The sequence below is a fragment of the Desulfosporosinus sp. FKB genome (genome assembly GCF_002196705.1).
In the GTDB taxonomy this organism is placed as follows: Bacteria; Bacillota; Desulfitobacteriia; order Desulfitobacteriales; family Desulfitobacteriaceae; genus Desulfosporosinus.
In genome coordinates this window covers 140,506-157,921 of record NZ_NADJ01000036.1, presented here as the reverse complement: position 1 = coordinate 157,921, position 17,416 = coordinate 140,506, and the positions used below count along the sequence as shown (strand labels likewise).

At 44.1% G+C, this 17,416-nt stretch carries 21 protein-coding genes; 20 read left to right on the top strand and 1 reads right to left on the bottom strand.

Translation table 11 applies throughout. The features are described 5' to 3' along the window. Window positions 1-26 precede the first annotated feature (26 nt). The 18 genes from wecB to B5Y67_RS14600 all read left to right on the top strand — a co-directional run bounded on the left by wecB (window position 27) and on the right by B5Y67_RS14600 (window position 15,119). The gene (wecB, locus tag B5Y67_RS14685) at window positions 27-1,148 is read left to right on the top strand and encodes a UDP-N-acetylglucosamine 2-epimerase (non-hydrolyzing) (protein ID WP_282432783.1); all 1,122 of its coding nucleotides are present in this window, start codon (window positions 27-29) and stop codon (window positions 1,146-1,148) included. A 226-nt stretch (window positions 1,149-1,374) separates the two neighbouring features. Further along, a complete protein-coding gene (locus tag B5Y67_RS14680) occupies window positions 1,375-1,599 on the top strand; it encodes an AtpZ/AtpI family protein (protein ID WP_088227177.1) in 225 nt (74 codons plus the stop codon). Then, window positions 1,589-1,957 carry a hypothetical protein gene (locus B5Y67_RS14675; protein ID WP_088227176.1) on the top strand — a complete coding sequence of 123 codons (369 nt, stop codon included), beginning with the start codon at window positions 1,589-1,591 and terminating at the stop codon, window positions 1,955-1,957. The genes B5Y67_RS14680 and B5Y67_RS14675 overlap by 11 nt, the downstream gene beginning before the upstream one ends. After that, window positions 1,950-2,708 carry a F0F1 ATP synthase subunit A gene (gene atpB, locus B5Y67_RS14670; RefSeq protein WP_088227175.1) on the top strand — a complete coding sequence of 253 codons (759 nt, stop codon included), beginning with the start codon at window positions 1,950-1,952 and terminating at the stop codon, window positions 2,706-2,708. Before B5Y67_RS14675 ends, atpB begins: the two co-directional genes overlap by 8 nt. Before the next feature lie 108 nt (window positions 2,709-2,816). Next, complete coding sequence (gene atpE, locus B5Y67_RS14665) at window positions 2,817-3,050, top strand: F0F1 ATP synthase subunit C (protein ID WP_014829445.1); 234 nt, start codon at window positions 2,817-2,819, stop codon at window positions 3,048-3,050. 112 nt (window positions 3,051-3,162) lie between these two features. Further along, window positions 3,163-3,660 (top strand): F0F1 ATP synthase subunit B, encoded by a 498-nt coding sequence (gene atpF / locus B5Y67_RS14660; RefSeq protein ID WP_047808903.1) that lies wholly within the window; start codon window positions 3,163-3,165, stop codon window positions 3,658-3,660. Beyond that, the gene (locus tag B5Y67_RS14655) at window positions 3,657-4,223 is read left to right on the top strand and encodes a F0F1 ATP synthase subunit delta (RefSeq protein ID WP_088227174.1); all 567 of its coding nucleotides are present in this window, start codon (window positions 3,657-3,659) and stop codon (window positions 4,221-4,223) included. The genes atpF and B5Y67_RS14655 overlap by 4 nt, the downstream gene beginning before the upstream one ends. A 4-nt stretch (window positions 4,224-4,227) precedes the next feature. Beyond that, window positions 4,228-5,736 carry a F0F1 ATP synthase subunit alpha gene (gene atpA / locus B5Y67_RS14650; RefSeq protein WP_088227173.1) on the top strand — a complete coding sequence of 503 codons (1,509 nt, stop codon included), beginning with the start codon at window positions 4,228-4,230 and terminating at the stop codon, window positions 5,734-5,736. Between the two features lie 24 nt (window positions 5,737-5,760). Further along, entirely contained in the window at window positions 5,761-6,603 is an 843-nt protein-coding gene (gene atpG / locus B5Y67_RS14645; protein WP_088227172.1) for an ATP synthase F1 subunit gamma, read from the top strand. A gap of 36 nt (window positions 6,604-6,639) precedes the next feature. Continuing rightward, window positions 6,640-8,037 carry a F0F1 ATP synthase subunit beta gene (atpD, locus tag B5Y67_RS14640; RefSeq protein ID WP_047808899.1) on the top strand — a complete coding sequence of 466 codons (1,398 nt, stop codon included), beginning with the start codon at window positions 6,640-6,642 and terminating at the stop codon, window positions 8,035-8,037. A gap of 3 nt (window positions 8,038-8,040) precedes the next feature. Beyond that, on the top strand, window positions 8,041-8,448 hold the full coding sequence (locus B5Y67_RS14635; RefSeq protein WP_088227171.1) for a F0F1 ATP synthase subunit epsilon: 408 nt from the start codon (window positions 8,041-8,043) through the stop codon (window positions 8,446-8,448). 346 nt (window positions 8,449-8,794) lie between these two features. Then, window positions 8,795-9,451 (top strand): YwmB family TATA-box binding protein, encoded by a 657-nt coding sequence (locus B5Y67_RS14630; protein ID WP_088227170.1) that lies wholly within the window; start codon window positions 8,795-8,797, stop codon window positions 9,449-9,451. A 110-nt stretch (window positions 9,452-9,561) separates the two neighbouring features. Beyond that, window positions 9,562-10,812 carry a UDP-N-acetylglucosamine 1-carboxyvinyltransferase gene (gene murA, locus B5Y67_RS14625; RefSeq protein WP_088227169.1) on the top strand — a complete coding sequence of 417 codons (1,251 nt, stop codon included), beginning with the start codon at window positions 9,562-9,564 and terminating at the stop codon, window positions 10,810-10,812. A gap of 157 nt (window positions 10,813-10,969) precedes the next feature. Continuing rightward, window positions 10,970-11,899, top strand: coding sequence for a stage II sporulation protein D (gene spoIID, locus B5Y67_RS14620; protein WP_088227168.1), 930 nt, complete (start codon window positions 10,970-10,972; stop codon window positions 11,897-11,899). Window positions 11,900-12,026: 127 nt separating this feature from the next. Then, complete coding sequence (locus tag B5Y67_RS14615) at window positions 12,027-12,668, top strand: M23 family metallopeptidase (protein ID WP_242975983.1); 642 nt, start codon at window positions 12,027-12,029, stop codon at window positions 12,666-12,668. A 134-nt stretch (window positions 12,669-12,802) separates the two neighbouring features. Further along, window positions 12,803-13,051, top strand: coding sequence for a sporulation transcriptional regulator SpoIIID (gene spoIIID / locus B5Y67_RS14610; RefSeq protein ID WP_009619498.1), 249 nt, complete (start codon window positions 12,803-12,805; stop codon window positions 13,049-13,051). Between the two features lie 190 nt (window positions 13,052-13,241). Beyond that, window positions 13,242-14,222 (top strand): rod shape-determining protein MreB, encoded by a 981-nt coding sequence (mreB, locus tag B5Y67_RS14605; protein WP_088227254.1) that lies wholly within the window; start codon window positions 13,242-13,244, stop codon window positions 14,220-14,222. Between the two features lie 174 nt (window positions 14,223-14,396). Further along, a complete protein-coding gene (locus B5Y67_RS14600) occupies window positions 14,397-15,119 on the top strand; it encodes a WecB/TagA/CpsF family glycosyltransferase (RefSeq protein ID WP_088227166.1) in 723 nt (240 codons plus the stop codon). On the opposite strand, the gene B5Y67_RS14595 is transcribed toward B5Y67_RS14600, so the two are convergent. Continuing rightward, complete coding sequence (locus B5Y67_RS14595) at window positions 15,096-16,199, bottom strand: glycosyltransferase family 4 protein (RefSeq protein ID WP_088227253.1); 1,104 nt, start codon at window positions 16,197-16,199, stop codon at window positions 15,096-15,098. The genes B5Y67_RS14600 and B5Y67_RS14595 overlap by 24 nt on opposite strands. A gap of 165 nt (window positions 16,200-16,364) precedes the next feature. Between B5Y67_RS14595 and fabZ the strand changes: the two genes are divergently transcribed. After that, entirely contained in the window at window positions 16,365-16,793 is a 429-nt protein-coding gene (gene fabZ / locus B5Y67_RS14590) for a 3-hydroxyacyl-ACP dehydratase FabZ (protein WP_088227165.1), read from the top strand. Between the two features lie 241 nt (window positions 16,794-17,034). Continuing rightward, window positions 17,035-17,406 (top strand): hypothetical protein, encoded by a 372-nt coding sequence (locus B5Y67_RS14585; RefSeq protein WP_088227164.1) that lies wholly within the window; start codon window positions 17,035-17,037, stop codon window positions 17,404-17,406. Window positions 17,407-17,416 lie beyond the last annotated feature (10 nt).

Genomic DNA, 17,416 nt, shown 5'->3' with positions numbered 1-17,416 from the left:
GTGACTCAATCGAAGGGAGTAAGCCTGTGATCAGACGAAAAAAAGTGATGGTGGTGTTCGGCACTCGCCCAGAGGCAATTAAGATGGCCCCTGTCATCCAAGCCCTTAGGCAGCAAGAATCAATTCACTGTCAGATCACCGTGACGGCCCAGCATCGCGAGATGTTAGATCAGGTTCTGGAATTGTTTAAGTTAACTCCTGATTTTGATCTTAATCTTATGAAACAAGGTCAAACTCTGACAGATATAACAACACGCGCTCTTAATGGACTTCGGGAAGTATTCCAGCAGGAATCACCTGATCTTGTACTGGTTCACGGAGATACAACGACCACCTTTGTAGCTGCCCTGGCTGCCTTCTATGCCCAAATACCTATCGGGCACGTTGAAGCGGGATTGCGTACGGGGAATAAATATTCTCCCTATCCGGAAGAAATGAATCGCAGACTGGCTGGAGTCCTAACAGATCTGCATTTTGCCCCCACGGAAAGAGCAAGAGAAAATCTTCTGCGCGAAGGGGTTGCGCCGGAAAACGTATTTGTTACTGGCAATACTGTGATTGATGCCTTGCTGGCGACGGTAAAAGCTGATTATTCTTTTCTGGAACCCGAAATCCAAGCTATCCTTAAACAAGGTAATGCATCTCGTATGATTTTGGTTACCACTCATCGCCGGGAAAATCTTGGTGAACCGATGCGGCAAATATACCAGGCCCTAAGCAAGATGTTGGAACTATTCCCGGATACTTATGTGGTATTCCCGGTTCATAAGAATCCAAAGGTTCGCAATGTTGTCGAAGAAGTCTTAGGAAAACACCCTCGTGTCTTTCTAATTGAACCGATGGATTATGAACCATTTGTAAATCTGATGGCACGGGCGTATTTAATATTGACAGATTCAGGAGGGATTCAAGAGGAAGCCCCTTCCCTCGGTAAGCCGGTGTTAGTCGTCAGAGATACGACAGAAAGGCCTGAGGCAGTGGAGGCTGGAACAGTTTCCCTTGTTGGGACGGGGTATGACTGCGTGTTAGCAGAGCTTAGACGCTTGCTTTATGATGACGAAGCTTACCAAAAGATGGCAATGGCAAGTAATCCGTATGGAGATGGCCATGCCGCCGAACGAATAGCGCAAATTATCATTAAAAATTGAATTCGGCAATAGAAATATACTATGTATAAAAAAGCACAAAGTTATGGTATAGTATGTTACAATAGGATTTAGAAATAACGGACAAAGGGAAAACGCAGAATAAAAATGCAGAAGATATTATTAAAAATAATCTTTTGAATACTCTTTCTATCGAGGATAAAAAGGAAGGATTTTTACATTCGTTACGCGAAAGTATTTACTAGCACATAGCAAAGGACGAGGGAATATGGCGAGTAGTCTTATAGGATGGCAAAAGGCACTAGCAATAGGTTCAAGTATTGCGTCCATATTGGCGGGACTCGTCGGTGGGGGATTTTTCTTGGGGCGATATCTGGATGCTCGTTGGGGAACGCAGCCTTTATTCACCATTGGCCTGATGTTGGTTGGGCTGGCATTTGGAGCGAGCTATCTTGTAATTACATTAAAAGAGTGGATGGCCGATGAGAAGTAGCCGCGTTGCCTTCTGGGGCGTAACAGCATGTTTATTGCTGGGATTTGCAGTTACAGGTTATCAAGGTTTTTTGGGAAGTTTAGTAGGGTATTGGACCGGTTTTGGTTATACTATTTGGGTCCACCGTGATACGCTAATCAGTTCAGAGCTGGATATACATAACGCAATAAAACACGTGCGCCGAAATTTTTTTTCCCGGTTAGGAGTAGTTACCTTAATTGTCGCCGCTGTGGGACGTTTCCAAAGAGGCTGGCTTCCGGGTTTAGCATTGGGGATTGCTGTGGGGTTGATAATTTCTTTTATCACCGTTGCAATACAAAGAAATCGTTTAGAAAGGGGGGAGGAAAAGAATGGCTGACGAAACCGTATTATGGCACTTGGGAAACATGACCTTTCACGCAAGGACATTAATTAACACTTGGCTGGTAATGGCTGCTATTTTAATTTTTTGCTTAATAGGGGTTCGTAATTTAACAAGCGGCAAGCCAGGTAAAATGCAAAACGTTATGGAATGGATTGTCGACTTTGTTAAGACCCTGGTATCCGATAATATGAACTACGAACAAGGACGCCCGCTCTTAGGTTATTTATTGACGTTGATTATGTTTGTTTTCTTTTCTAATATGGTCAGTGTGATCCCAAACCTAACATTTGGCCTTTTCGAGAATTTTCACATAGACTTTGCCCATTTAAATGAGATTTTTGCACGTCAAGAGTATTTTTCAGCGGCACCCACTTCAGATATTAATGTTACCATGGCTTTAGCATTATTAACAATTATCTTAGTAGTAAGCCTGGGCATTAAGACTAAAGGGGCGCACTATTTCCATCATTTTGTAGAACCCAATCCGGTATTTGCGATTATTCACCTTATTGACTTATTGGCTAAGCCATTGACGCTCGCCTTTCGTCTATTTGGAAATATCTTCGCTGGTGAGATTCTTGTCAAGGTTATTTGGATGCTTCCAGGAATTAGTGTTCTTCCAGGAGTATTGCCGCAGGTTGTTTGGCTGGCCTTTAGTATCTTTATCGGTGCCATCCAGGCATATGTATTCACGGTACTGACTACCGCGTATATATCTCAGGCGGTTACGCCCTCTGAGCACTAATTTAACCGTTTTTGTCACCATTCTTGGGTTAGTTTTCAGTGAAGTTTTGAAGTTCACTGAGGGAATAATTTTTAATAATTTTTGGAAATTAAGAAGGGAGGAAATTTAATGGATGCGCATGCTGCAGCTGCACTCGGTGCAGGGATCGCTGCTGGTTTAGCGGCCTTTGGAGCATCACTCGGTAATGGTAATGTTATTAGCAAAACGATTGAGGGTATCGCTCGTCAACCAGAGGCTAAAGCGACATTACAATCAACCATGTTTATCGGTGTAGGCTTGGTTGAGGCTCTGCCACTCCTTAGCTGGGTCGTTGGACTGTTGTTGATGTTTACAGTGAAGTAAGTTCGAATGATGGGCTAAACGGATTGCGCCTATCTTAATCAAGGGGGGACGTAAGTTCCCCCTTGAAAAAAATCATCCCGACGACAATCAGACTCGAGAGGGGGGTAGACCATTGGGTGGGAATCCTATTCAATTCGACTGGACATTAGTAGCTACAATTATATCATTCCTGCTGCTCGTTTGGCTGCTGAAGGCGAAAGCATGGGGCCCGTTAATGAAAGTAATGGAAGAACGGCGGACTCATATTGAATCCATGCTGTCCCAGGCGGAAAATGAACGATTACAGGCTGAACAAATAAAACGTGAATACCAAGAAGAAATGCGTAAAGCTCGTCAGGAAGCTCAAGAGGTGATTGCCAAGGCCACAAAGGTGAGTGAACAACGTGCCGCTGAAATCTTGGCTGAATCCCACGAGGAAGCTGAAAAAATCAAGAAATCTGCCCTTGTAGATATTGAAAGAGAACGGGACCGCGCAATTTCTGAAGTTAAGGCACAAGTTGCGGATCTGTCAGTTCTAGTGGCTGAAAAGATTATTCGTCAAAAGCTTGATCTGAAAGGTCAAGGGGATCTCATTGAACAATTCATTCAAGAAGTAGGGGAAATGCAATGATAAATGGATCACTTGCTCGCAGATACTCTCAAGCCTTGTTTGAAATTGCCTCGGAGACATCCCTTGATTCAATTGATGCCGACTTACGTGAACTTACTCAATTAGTTGAGGAAAATGATGAGGTCAAAAAGGTTCTGCTTCACCCACATATTTCGCTTAGCGAAAAGAAGTCGGTGATGGCAAAAATTCTCAGAGATGACTTCAGCGAAACTGTCCGTCATTTCCTTTATCTTTTGATTGACCGCAAAAGAGAAAATCTCTTGCCGTTCATTCAACGTGAGTTTACTCGGTTGGCGGATGAGGCACGAAGAGTTGTGGAAGCAAAAGTGGCTAGCGCCATTGCCTTAAGCGCTTCTCAATTCGACGATCTCAAAAAGGCTATAGGCCGTATGACGGGGAAAGATGTCCGTCTAATCAGCGAAGTACGAGAAGAACTCATTGGGGGAGTTCTTATTCAAATCGGAGACCGCGTGATGGATGGAACCATTGCACACGCTTTGGCAAAAATGCGTGAGGATTTACGTAAAAGCACAGATAAACCTCAGGAAGTAGGGGTGAAATAAAAGGATGAACTTGCGTCCAGAAGAAATTAGTTCTATTATCAGACAGCAAATTGAACGCTATGAATCGGCTGTCGATACTGTAGACGTCGGGACAGTTATCCAGGTTGGAGACGGAATTGCCCGTGTTTACGGTTTAGAGAAAGCCATGGCCGGTGAACTTTTAGAGTTTCCCGGTAAAGTATATGGCATGGCCATGAACCTTGAAGAAGACAATATTGGCTGCGTTATTCTTGGACCCTTCGCAGGGATCAAAGAGGGCGATCAGGTTAAGAGAACAGGTCGGATCGTGGAGGTCCCTGTCGGCGAGGCTTTGATTGGCCGCGTTGTTAATGCTCTTGGTCAGCCTATTGACGGCAAAGGGGAAATTGTAACGGATAAATTCCGTCCCATTGAAAACCGAGCATCCGGTGTTATTTCCAGGAAATCGGTACATGAACCTGTACAAACCGGTCTTAAATCAATTGATGCTATGGTTCCCATTGGCCGCGGTCAGCGGGAGTTAATCATCGGTGACCGTGAAACGGGTAAAACTGCTGTGGCAATCGATACGATTATTAACCAAAAAGGCCAGGATATGATTTGTATCTATGTAGCTGTTGGACAAAAAGCTTCGACCGTGGCCAGCGTCGTTCAAAAATTAGAAGAAAACGATGCTATGAAATACACGATTGTCGTTGCTGCCACAGCTTCTGAATCAGCACCAATGGTTTATATTGCGCCTTATTCCGGTGCTGCCATGGGTGAAGAATTCATGTATAACGGCAAGCATGTCTTGATCATTTATGATGATCTTTCGAAACAAGCGGTTGCTTATCGTGAACTTTCACTGCTTCTGAAGCGTCCGCCAGGCCGTGAAGCATATCCTGGGGATGTTTTCTACCTTCACTCCCGTCTCTTGGAGCGGGCTGCTAAACTTTCTGACGAGTTAGGTGCCGGTTCAATGACAGCACTCCCTATTATCGAGACTCAGGCCGGTGACGTTTCAGCCTATATTCCTACAAATGTTATTTCCATTACAGACGGTCAGATCTTTTTGGAATCAGACCTCTTTTACTCCGGTTTCCGTCCGGCCATTAATGTTGGTCTCTCCGTTTCCCGGGTAGGCGGCAGCGCGCAAATTAAAGCCATGAAACAAGTAGCCGGTCAGCTCCGTTTGGACCTTGCCAGCTATCGTGAATTAGCGGCATTTGCCCAATTTGGTTCTGATTTGGATAAAGTCACCCAAATGCGCCTTAACCGCGGTAAAGTGACAATGGAAATTCTTAAACAGGCTCAGTATGCAACCTTACCTGTCGAAGAAGAAGTTGTCGTAATTTACGCTGCGGTTAAAGGATTTACCGATGATATTGACGTTGAGAAGATTGGGAAATTTGAGCAAGAGTACCTGCGTTTCATGCGCTCCGTTAAGGCTGACCTGTTGACTAAAATCCGCACCGAAAAGGCGCTCTCCAATGAAATGATCGCCGAACTGGAAAAAGCGATTAACGAATTCAAACAGGGGTTTGTGGCCTAGATTAAAAAGGAGTAGGTGAATGAGGTGGCAGGAGTACGCGATATTCGTCGCCGGATCCGCAGCGTACGCAATATGCAGCAGATCACGAAGGCGATGAAAATGGTTTCCGCGGCCAAACTCAGAAAAGCCCAACAAAAACTTATCGCTGCCCGCCCGTATGCCAACCAATTGCAAGGGGTCTTGGAGCGCCTATCACAGGCTGGGGATACTATTCATCCGCTCTTAGTCAAGCGGCCTGTGCAAAAGGTGGTTTATGTATTGATTACATCGGACCGTGGTCTCTGCGGAGGGTATAATGCTAACCTGATTCGGAAGACGACCGGTTTGATTGCCGAAACGCCGCAAGAAGTTAAGTTGGTGACGGTAGGCCGCAAAGGTCGGGATTTCTTCCGCCGCGGTAAAATTGAGTTTTTGGCTGAGTTTGTAGCGCTTGGTGATGATCCAAGTTTTAATCAAGCAAAAGAAATAGCTAACGAAGTAATACGGCTCTATGAGCAAGGTGAAGCGGATGAAGTGTATTTATTGTATACTGAGTTCGTGAGTGCTATCACACAAAGACCTTCCCAAGTCAAATTACTTCCCATCGAAAAACCTGAAGGAAAACACGGAAAACAATATATTTTTGAACCGTCTCCTGACGAAATCCTCGCAAGCTTATTGCCGAAGTATGTGGAAACACAGATCTTCCGCTCAATCCTTGAGGGAAAAGCTAGTGAGCAAGGTGCCAGGATGACGGCTATGAGTTCGGCAACAGATAATGCTACGGATATGATTGATCGGCTGTCGCTGGCGATGAATAGAGCTCGACAGGCGGCAATTACCAAGGAAATATCTGAAATTGTCGGTGGAGCAGCAGCATTAGAATAAGCTGCCGGAAATACCTAATAAGGAGGTTATGCGCCTGTGAAGAACGGCAAGGTATTGCAAGTCATGGGACCGGTAGTTGACGTTGCATTTGCACCCGATGAACTGCCGGAAATATATACTGCTATCAAGATCAAGGTTCCCGAAAAGAACATTGATCTAACCTTAGAAGCGGCTCAACATCTTGGTAACGACACTGTACGCTGTGTAGCTATGTCCTCAACCGATGGTTTACAAAGAGGCATTGAGGCTATAAACACCGGTGCGCCGATTACGATTCCTGTCGGACCCGCGACCCTTGGACGGATGGTTAATGTCTTAGGAGAACAAATCGATAACGTTGGTGAGATCAGTAATGAGCATACTTATCCGATCCACCGTCCGGCTCCGGCGTTTGAAGATCAAGAACCATCAACCCGTATTTTGGAAACCGGAATTAAAGTTATTGACTTACTGGCCCCCTACTCAAAGGGTGGAAAGATTGGACTCTTTGGTGGTGCCGGTGTTGGTAAGACAGTATTAATTATGGAACTCATTAATAACATCGCTAAGCAACACGGTGGTATCTCAGTATTTGCCGGTGTTGGTGAGCGGACTCGTGAAGGAAATGACCTTTATCACGAAATGAAAGAATCCGGCGTTATTGATAAGACTGCCATGGTGTTCGGACAAATGAACGAACCGCCTGGAGCACGTCTGCGTGTAGGATTAACCGGACTGACCATGGCTGAGTACTTCCGTGATGAACAAGGTCAAGACGTGTTGCTCTTCATCGACAACATTTTCCGCTTTACCCAAGCTGGATCTGAGGTTTCGGCTCTGCTTGGCCGGATGCCTTCCGCCGTTGGTTACCAGCCAACCTTAGCAACTGAGATGGGTCAATTGCAAGAGCGGATTACGTCTACTCGTACAGGTTCTATTACATCGGTACAAGCTATTTATGTGCCGGCCGATGACTTAACAGACCCGGCTCCGGCAACAGCATTTGCTCACTTGGATGCTAAAACCGTTTTGTCCCGTGCTATTGCTGAAATCGGGATTTACCCTGCAGTGGACCCGCTGGATTCAACATCACGGATTCTTTCGCCGCAAGTACTCGGTGAAGAGCATTATGCGGTTGCCCGACAAGTTCAGCAAATTCTGCAAAAATACAAGGAACTGCAAGATATTATCGCAATTCTGGGTATGGATGAGTTATCTGAAGAAGAAAAACTTATCGTTGCTCGGGCTCGTAAGATTCAACGTTTCTTGTCGCAGCCATTCTTCGTTGCTGAAAACTTTACGGGTTCACCTGGAAAGTATGTGCCCTTGAAAGACACAATTCGCGGCTTTAAAGAAATTGCGGAAGGTAAATACGATCACATTTCAGAGGCAGCCTTCCTAATGGCGGGACCCATTGAAGAAGTGGTTGAACGAGCCAAGAAAATGGAGGCGTAAGCCATGGCAAGTACATTCACTCTAAACATTGTCTCTCCTGAAGGGAATGTTCTGAAGGAAGACGTTGAGTTCATTGTTCTGCCCGGCGGAGCCGGTGAACTCGGTATTTTGCCTAACCATGCGCCGCTGATTGCAGGACTTGATGTCGGTGTCGCTCGTATTACAAGCAATGGCACAGTTAAACGTGTAGCAGTAGCAGGAGGTTTTGTTGAAGTTGTTGACAATTCTGCGACTATTTTGGCAGATACGGCAGAGCTAAGTGAAGCTATAGATCTTCAGCGTGCTATTGCTGCGAAGGAACGTGCTACCAAGCGTTTGTCATCACAAACCAGTGAAATTGATGTGAAACGGGCAGAGTTTGCTCTGCGTAAAGCTTTAGCTCGTATTAACGCATCTGAAAACAAAAAGTAAAATCAGGATATGATTTCTTAACGGATTTCACGATCCCTCTGGAAGAATATATGGTTTTAAATTTAAAGGGACCCTTTGGGGTCCTTTTTCTTTTGGCCGGAATATCCAAACCAGTCACGAATAGTTTCTGCAAGATATTTAACGTTATCATCAGGGCATAACCTTTGGGAACAGAATTAGAAACGGGAAAAAGACTGATGATTGTAAAAGATTTGAACGAGTTACCTTTGAGACCAGCTTATATAAAAAGCAGAAAAAATTATTTGGAAGAGTGCCAATAATATCGTTAGCTTTTGTTTGATTTGGCAAAACTAAATGTAAGTTAAAGGTTAGAGAGGTTTGAATTTTGAAAGACAGAGTTCTAAAACAATTTGAAAATCATAGCCGGTTCATCGGCATAATAATTATTTGTCTTTTGCTTATAAGTATGAAAGCGAACACTTTAATGGCAAATAGTCAAAGAACTACGGAATGCAGACCTAATGAGACAATACCGTTACTATTGAATTCAAAATTTGCAGCAAGTAACCTCGCGACGGTTAAAGTGATCATTTGGTTTGATAATCCTAAGCTTTCAATTGATCACCTAGCTAAGCCTCCTTTGGAGAATTGGATCTGGTCTTCGAAATACTCTCAAGCAGGAAATGGTAATCAAGCGTTGACAATTTCAGGGGAAGGAATCGTAAATAAAATACAAGAACTTCAAGTGTATACGTGGTATACTATAATGGTGCCGAAAATTGCTAAAGAAGGCGGAAGGATATACTTCGATGAGCGTATTCCGGAAGGTCTTGATATATCTGCCTATTTAAACTACATACAAGCTCAGCCGGTTCAGTGGACCCTATCGAATAATTTAATATCCATTGCAGCCTATGAACAGCACCTTAACCCGAGCGTGAAGGTTGGCAAAGATTCCCTAAATCTACAAGTGCTTAGTCGGGGAACAGCAGGAAAAGGTGAAACAGTTTTAGCTATTCCTGTGTTATTAGAGGAATTTTAGATCAATTAGAGAGGAAATTCGTCGAAATCAAGCAGGAGAAAATACTAGGTAGAGAGAATATTAGTTAGCTGTGCTAATCATTAACCTAGAATAGGGGGTGTCTTCATAATTTGAGTAAGCTTATTATTACCGGCGGTAAACAGCTTGAAGGGACAATTACTGTAAGCGGAGCCAAAAATGCTGTACTGCCTATCATAGCTGCAAGTTTGCTTTGTGCTGAACCTATACGACTCGAGGATGCTCCGGATTTACTCGATGTAAATATCATGAATCAGGTGATTTCCGCTTTGGGCGCAAAGGTTGTCCGGAAGGGTTCAACACTGGAAATACAGGCAAGTTCGATAGATTGCATTGAGGCCCCATATGAACTCGTTTCTCAGATGAGAGCGTCGATTGTTACCATGGGCCCGGTTTTAGCTCGTCAAGGCCGTGTGCGAATATCCCATCCTGGGGGGTGCGCCATAGGTTCCCGTCCCATAAACTGGCATCTGAAAGGTTTGGAAGCCTTAGGCGCAGAGGTTAAGATGGATCACGGGTTTCTCGATGTTACTGCGAACGAGCTCAGAGGCGCTAGGATTTATTTGGATTATCCCAGTGTAGGCGCAACAGAAAATATTATGATGGCGGCGGTGTTGGCTCAGGGAACAACGCTGATTGAGAATGCAGCTCAAGAACCGGAAATTGTTGATTTAGCTACATTTATCAATGAAATGGGCGGAAAAGTTCGTGGTGCCGGAACGAGTATAATTCATATTGAAGGGGTTCGGGAACTACATGGTACTACGCATACGGTGATACCTGACCGCATAGAAGCAGGAAGTTATATGCTGATGGCTGCCGCGACAGGCGGAAATGTTTTAGTACAGAATGTCATCGCGGATCATCTTAAACCCTTAATTGCAAAAATGGAAGAGTCAGGAATTGGTATCAGCGAAGAAGGTGATGGAATCCGGGTCGTTGGCGACGGGAACTATACTTCCGTTGATATTAAAACTCAAGTGCACCCCGGGTTTCCGACGGATTTACAGGCACCTTTTATGGCTTTCCTGACCAGAGCAAAAGGTACGGGGTTAATAACAGAAACTGTCTTTGAAAATCGTTTTATGCATGTCGATGAACTTAAACGCATGAGAGCAGAAATTAAGATCGAAGGGCGAAGTGCCGTTGTTCAGGGGATTCAGCGTCTCAATGGAGCACCTGTGACGGCGACTGATTTAAGAGCCGGTGCTGCCCTAATATTAGCTGCTTTAACGGCTGAAGGAACGTCTGAAATACGGGGAATTCAGCATATAGATCGAGGGTATGAGAAAGTCGAAGAAAAACTTTCTCGTATTGGAGGCAATATTATCCGTTCAGAGTAATTCATCGCTTGGTTTTAAATTCAAAGATGGGGTGATAACAAACTTGCTGATTGTTATCACCCCATCTTTGTTTTAGGGTTCTTTTTATATCTCTTGCCATATTCGAAAGCCAGTCTGCATAGATTGAAGAGAAGGCTTGGACTTTGGGGGGGATACAATGAAGAAAGAGTGGATGTGGCTTATTGTCATTTCGATATGTATAGGATTATTAATTCCCTGGAGTGTGCTGCGCTGGCAAAGGCAGAACGTTGATACTAAAGACATAGTAATTAGGGTACTTATGACCAATGGGAAAGTGTCTTCAATGCCTCTTGAGGACTATCTTATAGGAGTTGTGGCGGCGGAAATGCCAGCAGAATTTCAACTCGAAGCGTTAAAGGCCCAAACAATAGCTGCCAGAACCTATGCTGTTAAACAGTACAGTACAAAAAAATTAACTGATAAAGGCTATGATGTCGACACAACAGTTAAGACACAGGCATGGCTGTCAAATGCTCAAATCAGGAATAAATGGGGCCTAGTAAATTATTGGCGATATCGGGGAAAATTAGAAAAGGCTGTAAAAGAGACACGAGGGATGGTACTGGTTGCCAATGGTGATTATATTGATGCATTTTACCATAGCAGCAGCGGAAGAAAGCCAACAGAACGATCTGAGGATGTATGGGCTTCTTCTCGTTCATATTTAAAAAATGTAAGTTCTGAAGAGACAAATCCTGAACGGTATGTTCAGAGGATAAGCTTCAGTCGAGAGGATTTAACCAAGAAACTGGGGATTTCCTACTTGTCCCAGCAATTAAATTTTCAAATCTTAAGTAAGACCACTGCAGGAAGGGCGAAGACGGTAAAGGTACTGGGTAAAGTCTTTGAAACCACTCAGCTTAGAGTATTGCTTGGATTGCCTTCTACGGACATAGAAGGGGTTGTTCAGGGAGACCAGTTAGTAATTACGGCCTATGGCAAAGGACATGCAGTTGGTATGTCCCAGTGGGGAGCAAATGATATGGCTCTCCGCAATATAAAAGCGCAGGAAATATTAACTCATTTTTATCCGGGTGCTAAAATTATGCAGATATCAGTTAACTAGGGAGAGCCCGTAGATAAGATCCTTCCCCAGGACTCTTAAAACCTGATGTCTGATGGAGGACTAAAAGAAAGAAGAATCGGCAACGATACTACTTGAGGTGAGTGCGATGATCCACTGGAGAGTATCCTTGAGTTGGATTTTAGTATGGAGTTGTTCACTCTTAGTAGGGGTTGCTATTCTATGTTTTGGCTATTTTAATAATTCGATAAAACACTTCCAGCAACGGGAGTCGTTACAAATAGAACACGCGACACAAGCAACAGCCAAACAAGAGCTATTATCAACACAGCATAGTTCGAAAACAGATCCAGCCTTAGAGCCCCAAGCTCAGACAGAAAAAGTACCAAGTAGGGCAACCTTAACATCCAAGGATTTTCCAAGTCCGGTTCAAGGAAACATTCTCCGAGGGACTGGAAACTGTTACATTGAGGCCGTAGAAAGTTACATGTTTCATCCGGGCGAAGATTTTTCGGAACCTGAAGGGACAGTTATTCGTGCAACTCATCAGGGAAAAGTCATTTTTGCAGGTCATGATCCGCTTCTGGGAGAGAAAGTAGTTTTAGATTGCGGTCAAGGATGGATAGTAACCTATGGCTGCTTGGAAAATCTTTGGGTTAAGACCGGACAGAATGTGGAGAAACAAGGGCTGCTGGGTCAAGTTGGTTTCAAACCAGGTGCGGAAGGAATTAATGGTCAGCCCCAGCTGCATTATGAGGTTTGGCATGGTAATACCATCCAAAACATTGATACAGGTGGCTCAAAAATATAACGTTTAAAGATTTAAAGGAATATGTTTAATGAGAACACAGTATTTACCATGTGAGGACATCCATTTATGGATGTCTTTTTTCAATGAGAATGCATATAAATGTACTACACATGTGGACGAAAGGAGGACTCTGCGTGCAAGAGTATATTCGTAAAAGGGTACTCGATATAGGGACGTATATTTTGGAATCGAGTGCAACAGTTAGGCAAACAGCAGATGTTTTTGGTGTATCAAAGAGTACTGTACATAAAGATGTGACAGAAAGACTGCCTTTGGTTAATGAAAAACTATCTATGGAAGTCAAGCACATCCTAGAAACGAATAAGGCAGAGCGTCATATTCGGGGAGGAGAGGCTACAAGAAAAAAATATCAAGAAAATTAGCCAAAATTATGGACCAGAAATTAAAGAGAATGTGTAAAAAAGTTAAGAATCATAAAGGATTTAGAAATTATATCACGAATTGATACCTTAGAAGAAAGCAAATCTCCCGTAAGGGAGATTATGCTATTTGATGCTATATTTGGAATTGAATTTGGACAAGCTATTGATAACGAAAGGGGTATTTCCGGGAATGTTTGGAATAGACTTAGGGATAGATTTAGGTACGGCAAGCGTTTTAGTTTATGCCAAAGGGAAAGGGATCGTATTACACGAGCCTTCAGTAATTGCTATTGACCGTAATTCCAGCAAACGTATAGCAGTAGGAGAAGAAGCGCGCTTAATGATAGGACGGACGCCGGGAAATATTGTTGCCGTGCGGCCTATGCGTGATGGCGTAATTGCAGATTATCAGACAACTGAATTAATGTTGAAATATTTTTTGGAAAAGGCGGGAGCAAAACGCTTGCCCTTTTTTAGGACTCGTGTGGTTGTCTGCATTCCCTCTGGGGTAACTGAAGTAGAGCAGAGGGCGGTGAAACAAGCAGCCTATCAGGCTGGCGCTAAAGACGTCAAAGTCGTTGAAGAACCCTACGCAGCAGCCTTAGGTGCAGGCCTGGACATTTCCGGACCAACAGGCAGCATGGTTGTTGATATTGGCGGAGGGACAACAGATATAGCCGTTCTTTCTCTCAACGGTATTGTAGCGAAACGCAGTCTTCGAGTTGGCGGCGATAAATTTGATGAGGCCATCAGCCGATATATTCGCAGAGAACATAATTTAATGATTGGTGAGAGAACGGCTGAGGAAATAAAAATTGCCGTCGGAGCTGCAATACCTGAGGGCAGACCATCTGCAGATATTGAAGTACGCGGACGGGATCTTATCACAGGGCTGCCTAAGACAGTAAAGGTCAATTCACAAGAGTGTTACGTGGCCTTGGAAGAATCTATTGAAGCCATTGTCGCAGGTGTCAAGGAAGTTTTAGAGAGAACTCCGCCAGAACTTTCTTCGGATATTCTGGATAAAGGAATAATTATGACTGGCGGAGGTTCTTTAATCTATGGTTTTGATACGCGTATTTCCCGCGAAACAGGATTGCCGGTTAGTTTGGCAGAAGATCCTATTTCCTGTGTAGCCTTAGGCACGGGCAAAGTACTCAATGGATTTTAGGACTTCAGATCATAACTCTTTATACCCCACGATATTGTCCAAGGTGAGTGCCCTAACGGATGGAGCCTTCCGCTCGATTTTAGGCCTTCCTTGGATTTTTTCATTATCAGGATTCACCTTTAAAGAAACTTTGTTAACCTGGACGTGATTCCCTGAGCGAAAGGAAAGATTCTTATGCGAGTAACCGTCTTGGGGGTTACTGTAGATACATATTCCATGGCTGAAACCGTGGAGAAAATTAAACTAGCGGTTCGGGGTCGGACAGCGATTCGAATTGTAACGGCAAACCCTGAAATGATATATGCTTCTCAGTATAATCCTGATCTAAAGGACGTATTAAATTCGGCCGACATAATTACCGCAGATGGAATTGGAGTCGTCTGGGCAGTACGTCAGTTAGGAGCTCAAATTAAGGAGCGAGTGACAGGGATTGACTTAGTGCAATCACTTTTCCCGATTGCTAATACTGAGAAATGGCGTATTTATTTTTTAGGTGGAAGACCGGGAGTTGCAGAGCAGGCGGTGAAAAAAGTTTCTTCTGACTATCCCGCAATAACGTTCAGTTTTAGCCATGGCTATTTTAGCTCAGAGGAGGAGGCAGACATCTTAAAAAAAATTACTGATTTCCAACCGGATGTTCTGCTGGTCGGTTTAGGGGCTCCGCGTCAGGAATTTTGGCTAAAGGAGCATCCGGGTTTAGCATATGCGGGTATTGGTGTAGGAGGTAGTTTTGACGCGCTTGCCGGGACTGTCCAACGTGCACCTAAGAAGATTCAGGATCTTCATGTTGAGTGGCTTTACCGCTTGCTGAAAGAACCTTGGCGGTGGAAGCGTCAAACCGTTTTGCCCCGATTTCTTTTCAAGGTGTTGTGGCTAAGCAAGCAGCGTTCTATATAGGCCCTCGGTTGCTCGAACCATCTCTTCGATGGAAAATAAAGGCCAGCGTCTATGCCCCGAAGAAACTAGGGAATGGGCCAGCTCAGGATTGTCAAGAAGCAGAGTACAGGCTTTAATAAGTTCAGGGACATTTTCGGGAGGTATTAATAAAGCCTCTTTCCCAGGGCGAACAATCTCGGGAATTCCACCAACGTCACTGGCTACAATGGGAATTCCAATTTGCATGGCTTCGAGAAGAACTAAGCCCATGCCTTCACTTACGGAAGGCAGCACAAAAATATCCATGGCTGGGAGAGCCCTATATGCTTGCGGAAGATATCCGGCTAAAGTATAGGACAACGAAGTTTTTTGCAGCTCTGATTCTAAAATTGGATGCAGAGGCCCATCACCAATGATCAAAAGATGAAGCTTTGGGAATTGGCGATTTAGTTCACTGGCAGCACGGCATAAATAAACATGACCTTTGGTAGGATGCAAACGGCCGATCGTTCCTAGAACAAGAGCATCATTTGGAATTCCCCATTGCTTTCGAAATTGATCCCTCAGCATTGATGCATCGACAAGTGGAACAGGAGCCTGCCCGTTATAGATTGTTGTGAGGTGCTTACCTCCTCGGGAAGATACTTCGTTAGCAAGATAGCGGGAGACAGTAATTATAGATGAGGTCAACGGGAGGGTGAGCCGATCGAGGCCAATTGCCAGGCGTGCTGACCAAGGAGACAAATAATCATGAGCAAGTGAACTGTGGACAGTTGTTACATTGGGGAGTTTAAGCAGAGCTGCGCCAATTCTGCCAAGTAGATTGGCGCGCGAACCATGGGTATGGACAAGATCAATGTTTTGTTGGCGAATCCAGCTCATAAGGCTGGGAAGGAGGGAGAGATCCAGAGGGTGGCGCATAGAGAAGGTCTGAGTAGGAACGATCTGTTCTGCCAGCGCTGCAAAAGGCCCCTGGGTCAAACAGACTAATGAGGGGAGGAAATGTGATCGGTCTAGATTTTGAAGAAGGGTAAGAACATGCTGTTCGGCTCCTCCAATTTCTCCTCCCCCTATGATATGTAAAATTTTGAAGGCTTTCATAAGGCTTGTCATCTTCCCTTCAACTTGAAACTTAGGTATACTAGGTATAAGAATTATCATGAATTAAGATATGGATGTCAACGTTATGAAGAGTATCTGATTCTCATCATAAGATAAAGGTGGACATGTCTGCAAGTATTTGGCAAGATTCAAGGAGGAGTTTTCGTGCTAACTAGTCAAGAGATACAGGAGATTATTCCTCACCGATATCCTTTTTTATTGGTGGACCGTATTATTGAGTTAGAGGAAGGAAAACGGGGTGTAGGAATTAAAAATGTATCGATAAATGAACCTTTTTTTCAAGGGCATTTTCCGGGCCATCCCATTATGCCGGGGGTTTTAATTCTTGAGGCTTTAGCTCAAGTTGGGGCGGTAGTCATTTTGAAAATGCCCGAATATGCCGGATCCATAGGGCTGTTTGCCGGCTTGGATGAAGTGAAAATTAGAAGGCAAGTTACCCCTGGAGACCAATTGCGTTTAGAAGTTGAGGTGTTAAAACTTCGAAAGACTTTCGGAGTTGCCAAAGGCAAGGCCTATGTGGGAAATGAACTTGCTGTTGAAGGCGTTCTCAAATTCTTTTTAGAGAGGCGCTAAGACACTTGACCCAAGCGTAAGACTCTCACTTCTACAAGTGGAAGCCAGCCCGATGTTCAGCTTTAGCTGAACGAGTTCACTGCAGTAACAAGACAATAAGTCAGCAAAGCCAGGAGCAGCTCTGTACGTCTCCTGGCTTTTTTGTACGATCAGTGCAGCTAACCTGCCGCATTTGCCAGAAGCTGCAAGAGATTCACTCAACTCCTGGTTAAAACATAAGTTGTAAGCAGGAGGTGAGAGAATGTTATTGTGGTCTTTTATTATAACGCTGATCATTTTACTGTGGAATACGAATTCCCATTGGGAATGGAGAGTTTCCCTGAAATTACAGACGTTTATTCAGGCGAAAAAAGAAACGTTGCAACGTAAGACAAAACGAATAGTCTATGATCGAAAGCAATTAAGGGAAGATGAACTGGAGAAAGGAATAAGAGATCTCCATAAAGAATTTCCTCGTTTGTATAATATCGATCATTGCCCTGTTTGGATTGAAGTTCTTGTGGATCAAACAATGTCCTTAGAACCAAGAAAAAAGTACTTAGTATGTCTTCAGCGAAGGTTTCCGGATATAGAAATTTCAGCGGGTCAACAAAAGTATGGGGAGTTAGGTTAATGACTCGAAC

Bases quoted from the DNA above. Each gene is read 5' to 3' on its own strand.
- B5Y67_RS14680 (WP_088227177.1), top strand. From the start codon at position 1,375: ATGGCGAGTAGTCTTATAGGATGGCAAAAGGCACTAGCAATAGGTTCA.
- atpE (WP_014829445.1), top strand. From the start codon at position 2,817: ATGGATGCGCATGCTGCAGCTGCACTCGGTGCAGGGATCGCTGCTGGT.
- B5Y67_RS14595 (WP_088227253.1), bottom strand. From the start codon at position 16,199: ATGAAAGCCTTCAAAATTTTACATATCATAGGGGGAGGAGAAATTGGA.
- B5Y67_RS14675 (WP_088227176.1), top strand. From the start codon at position 1,589: ATGAGAAGTAGCCGCGTTGCCTTCTGGGGCGTAACAGCATGTTTATTG.
- B5Y67_RS14655 (WP_088227174.1), top strand. From the start codon at position 3,657: ATGATAAATGGATCACTTGCTCGCAGATACTCTCAAGCCTTGTTTGAA.
- B5Y67_RS14635 (WP_088227171.1), top strand. From the start codon at position 8,041: ATGGCAAGTACATTCACTCTAAACATTGTCTCTCCTGAAGGGAATGTT.
- atpB (WP_088227175.1), top strand. From the start codon at position 1,950: ATGGCTGACGAAACCGTATTATGGCACTTGGGAAACATGACCTTTCAC.
- mreB (WP_088227254.1), top strand. From the start codon at position 13,242: ATGTTTGGAATAGACTTAGGGATAGATTTAGGTACGGCAAGCGTTTTA.
- B5Y67_RS14600 (WP_088227166.1), top strand. From the start codon at position 14,397: ATGCGAGTAACCGTCTTGGGGGTTACTGTAGATACATATTCCATGGCT.
- B5Y67_RS14585 (WP_088227164.1), top strand. From the start codon at position 17,035: ATGTTATTGTGGTCTTTTATTATAACGCTGATCATTTTACTGTGGAAT.
- spoIID (WP_088227168.1), top strand. From the start codon at position 10,970: ATGAAGAAAGAGTGGATGTGGCTTATTGTCATTTCGATATGTATAGGA.
- atpA (WP_088227173.1), top strand. From the start codon at position 4,228: ATGAACTTGCGTCCAGAAGAAATTAGTTCTATTATCAGACAGCAAATT.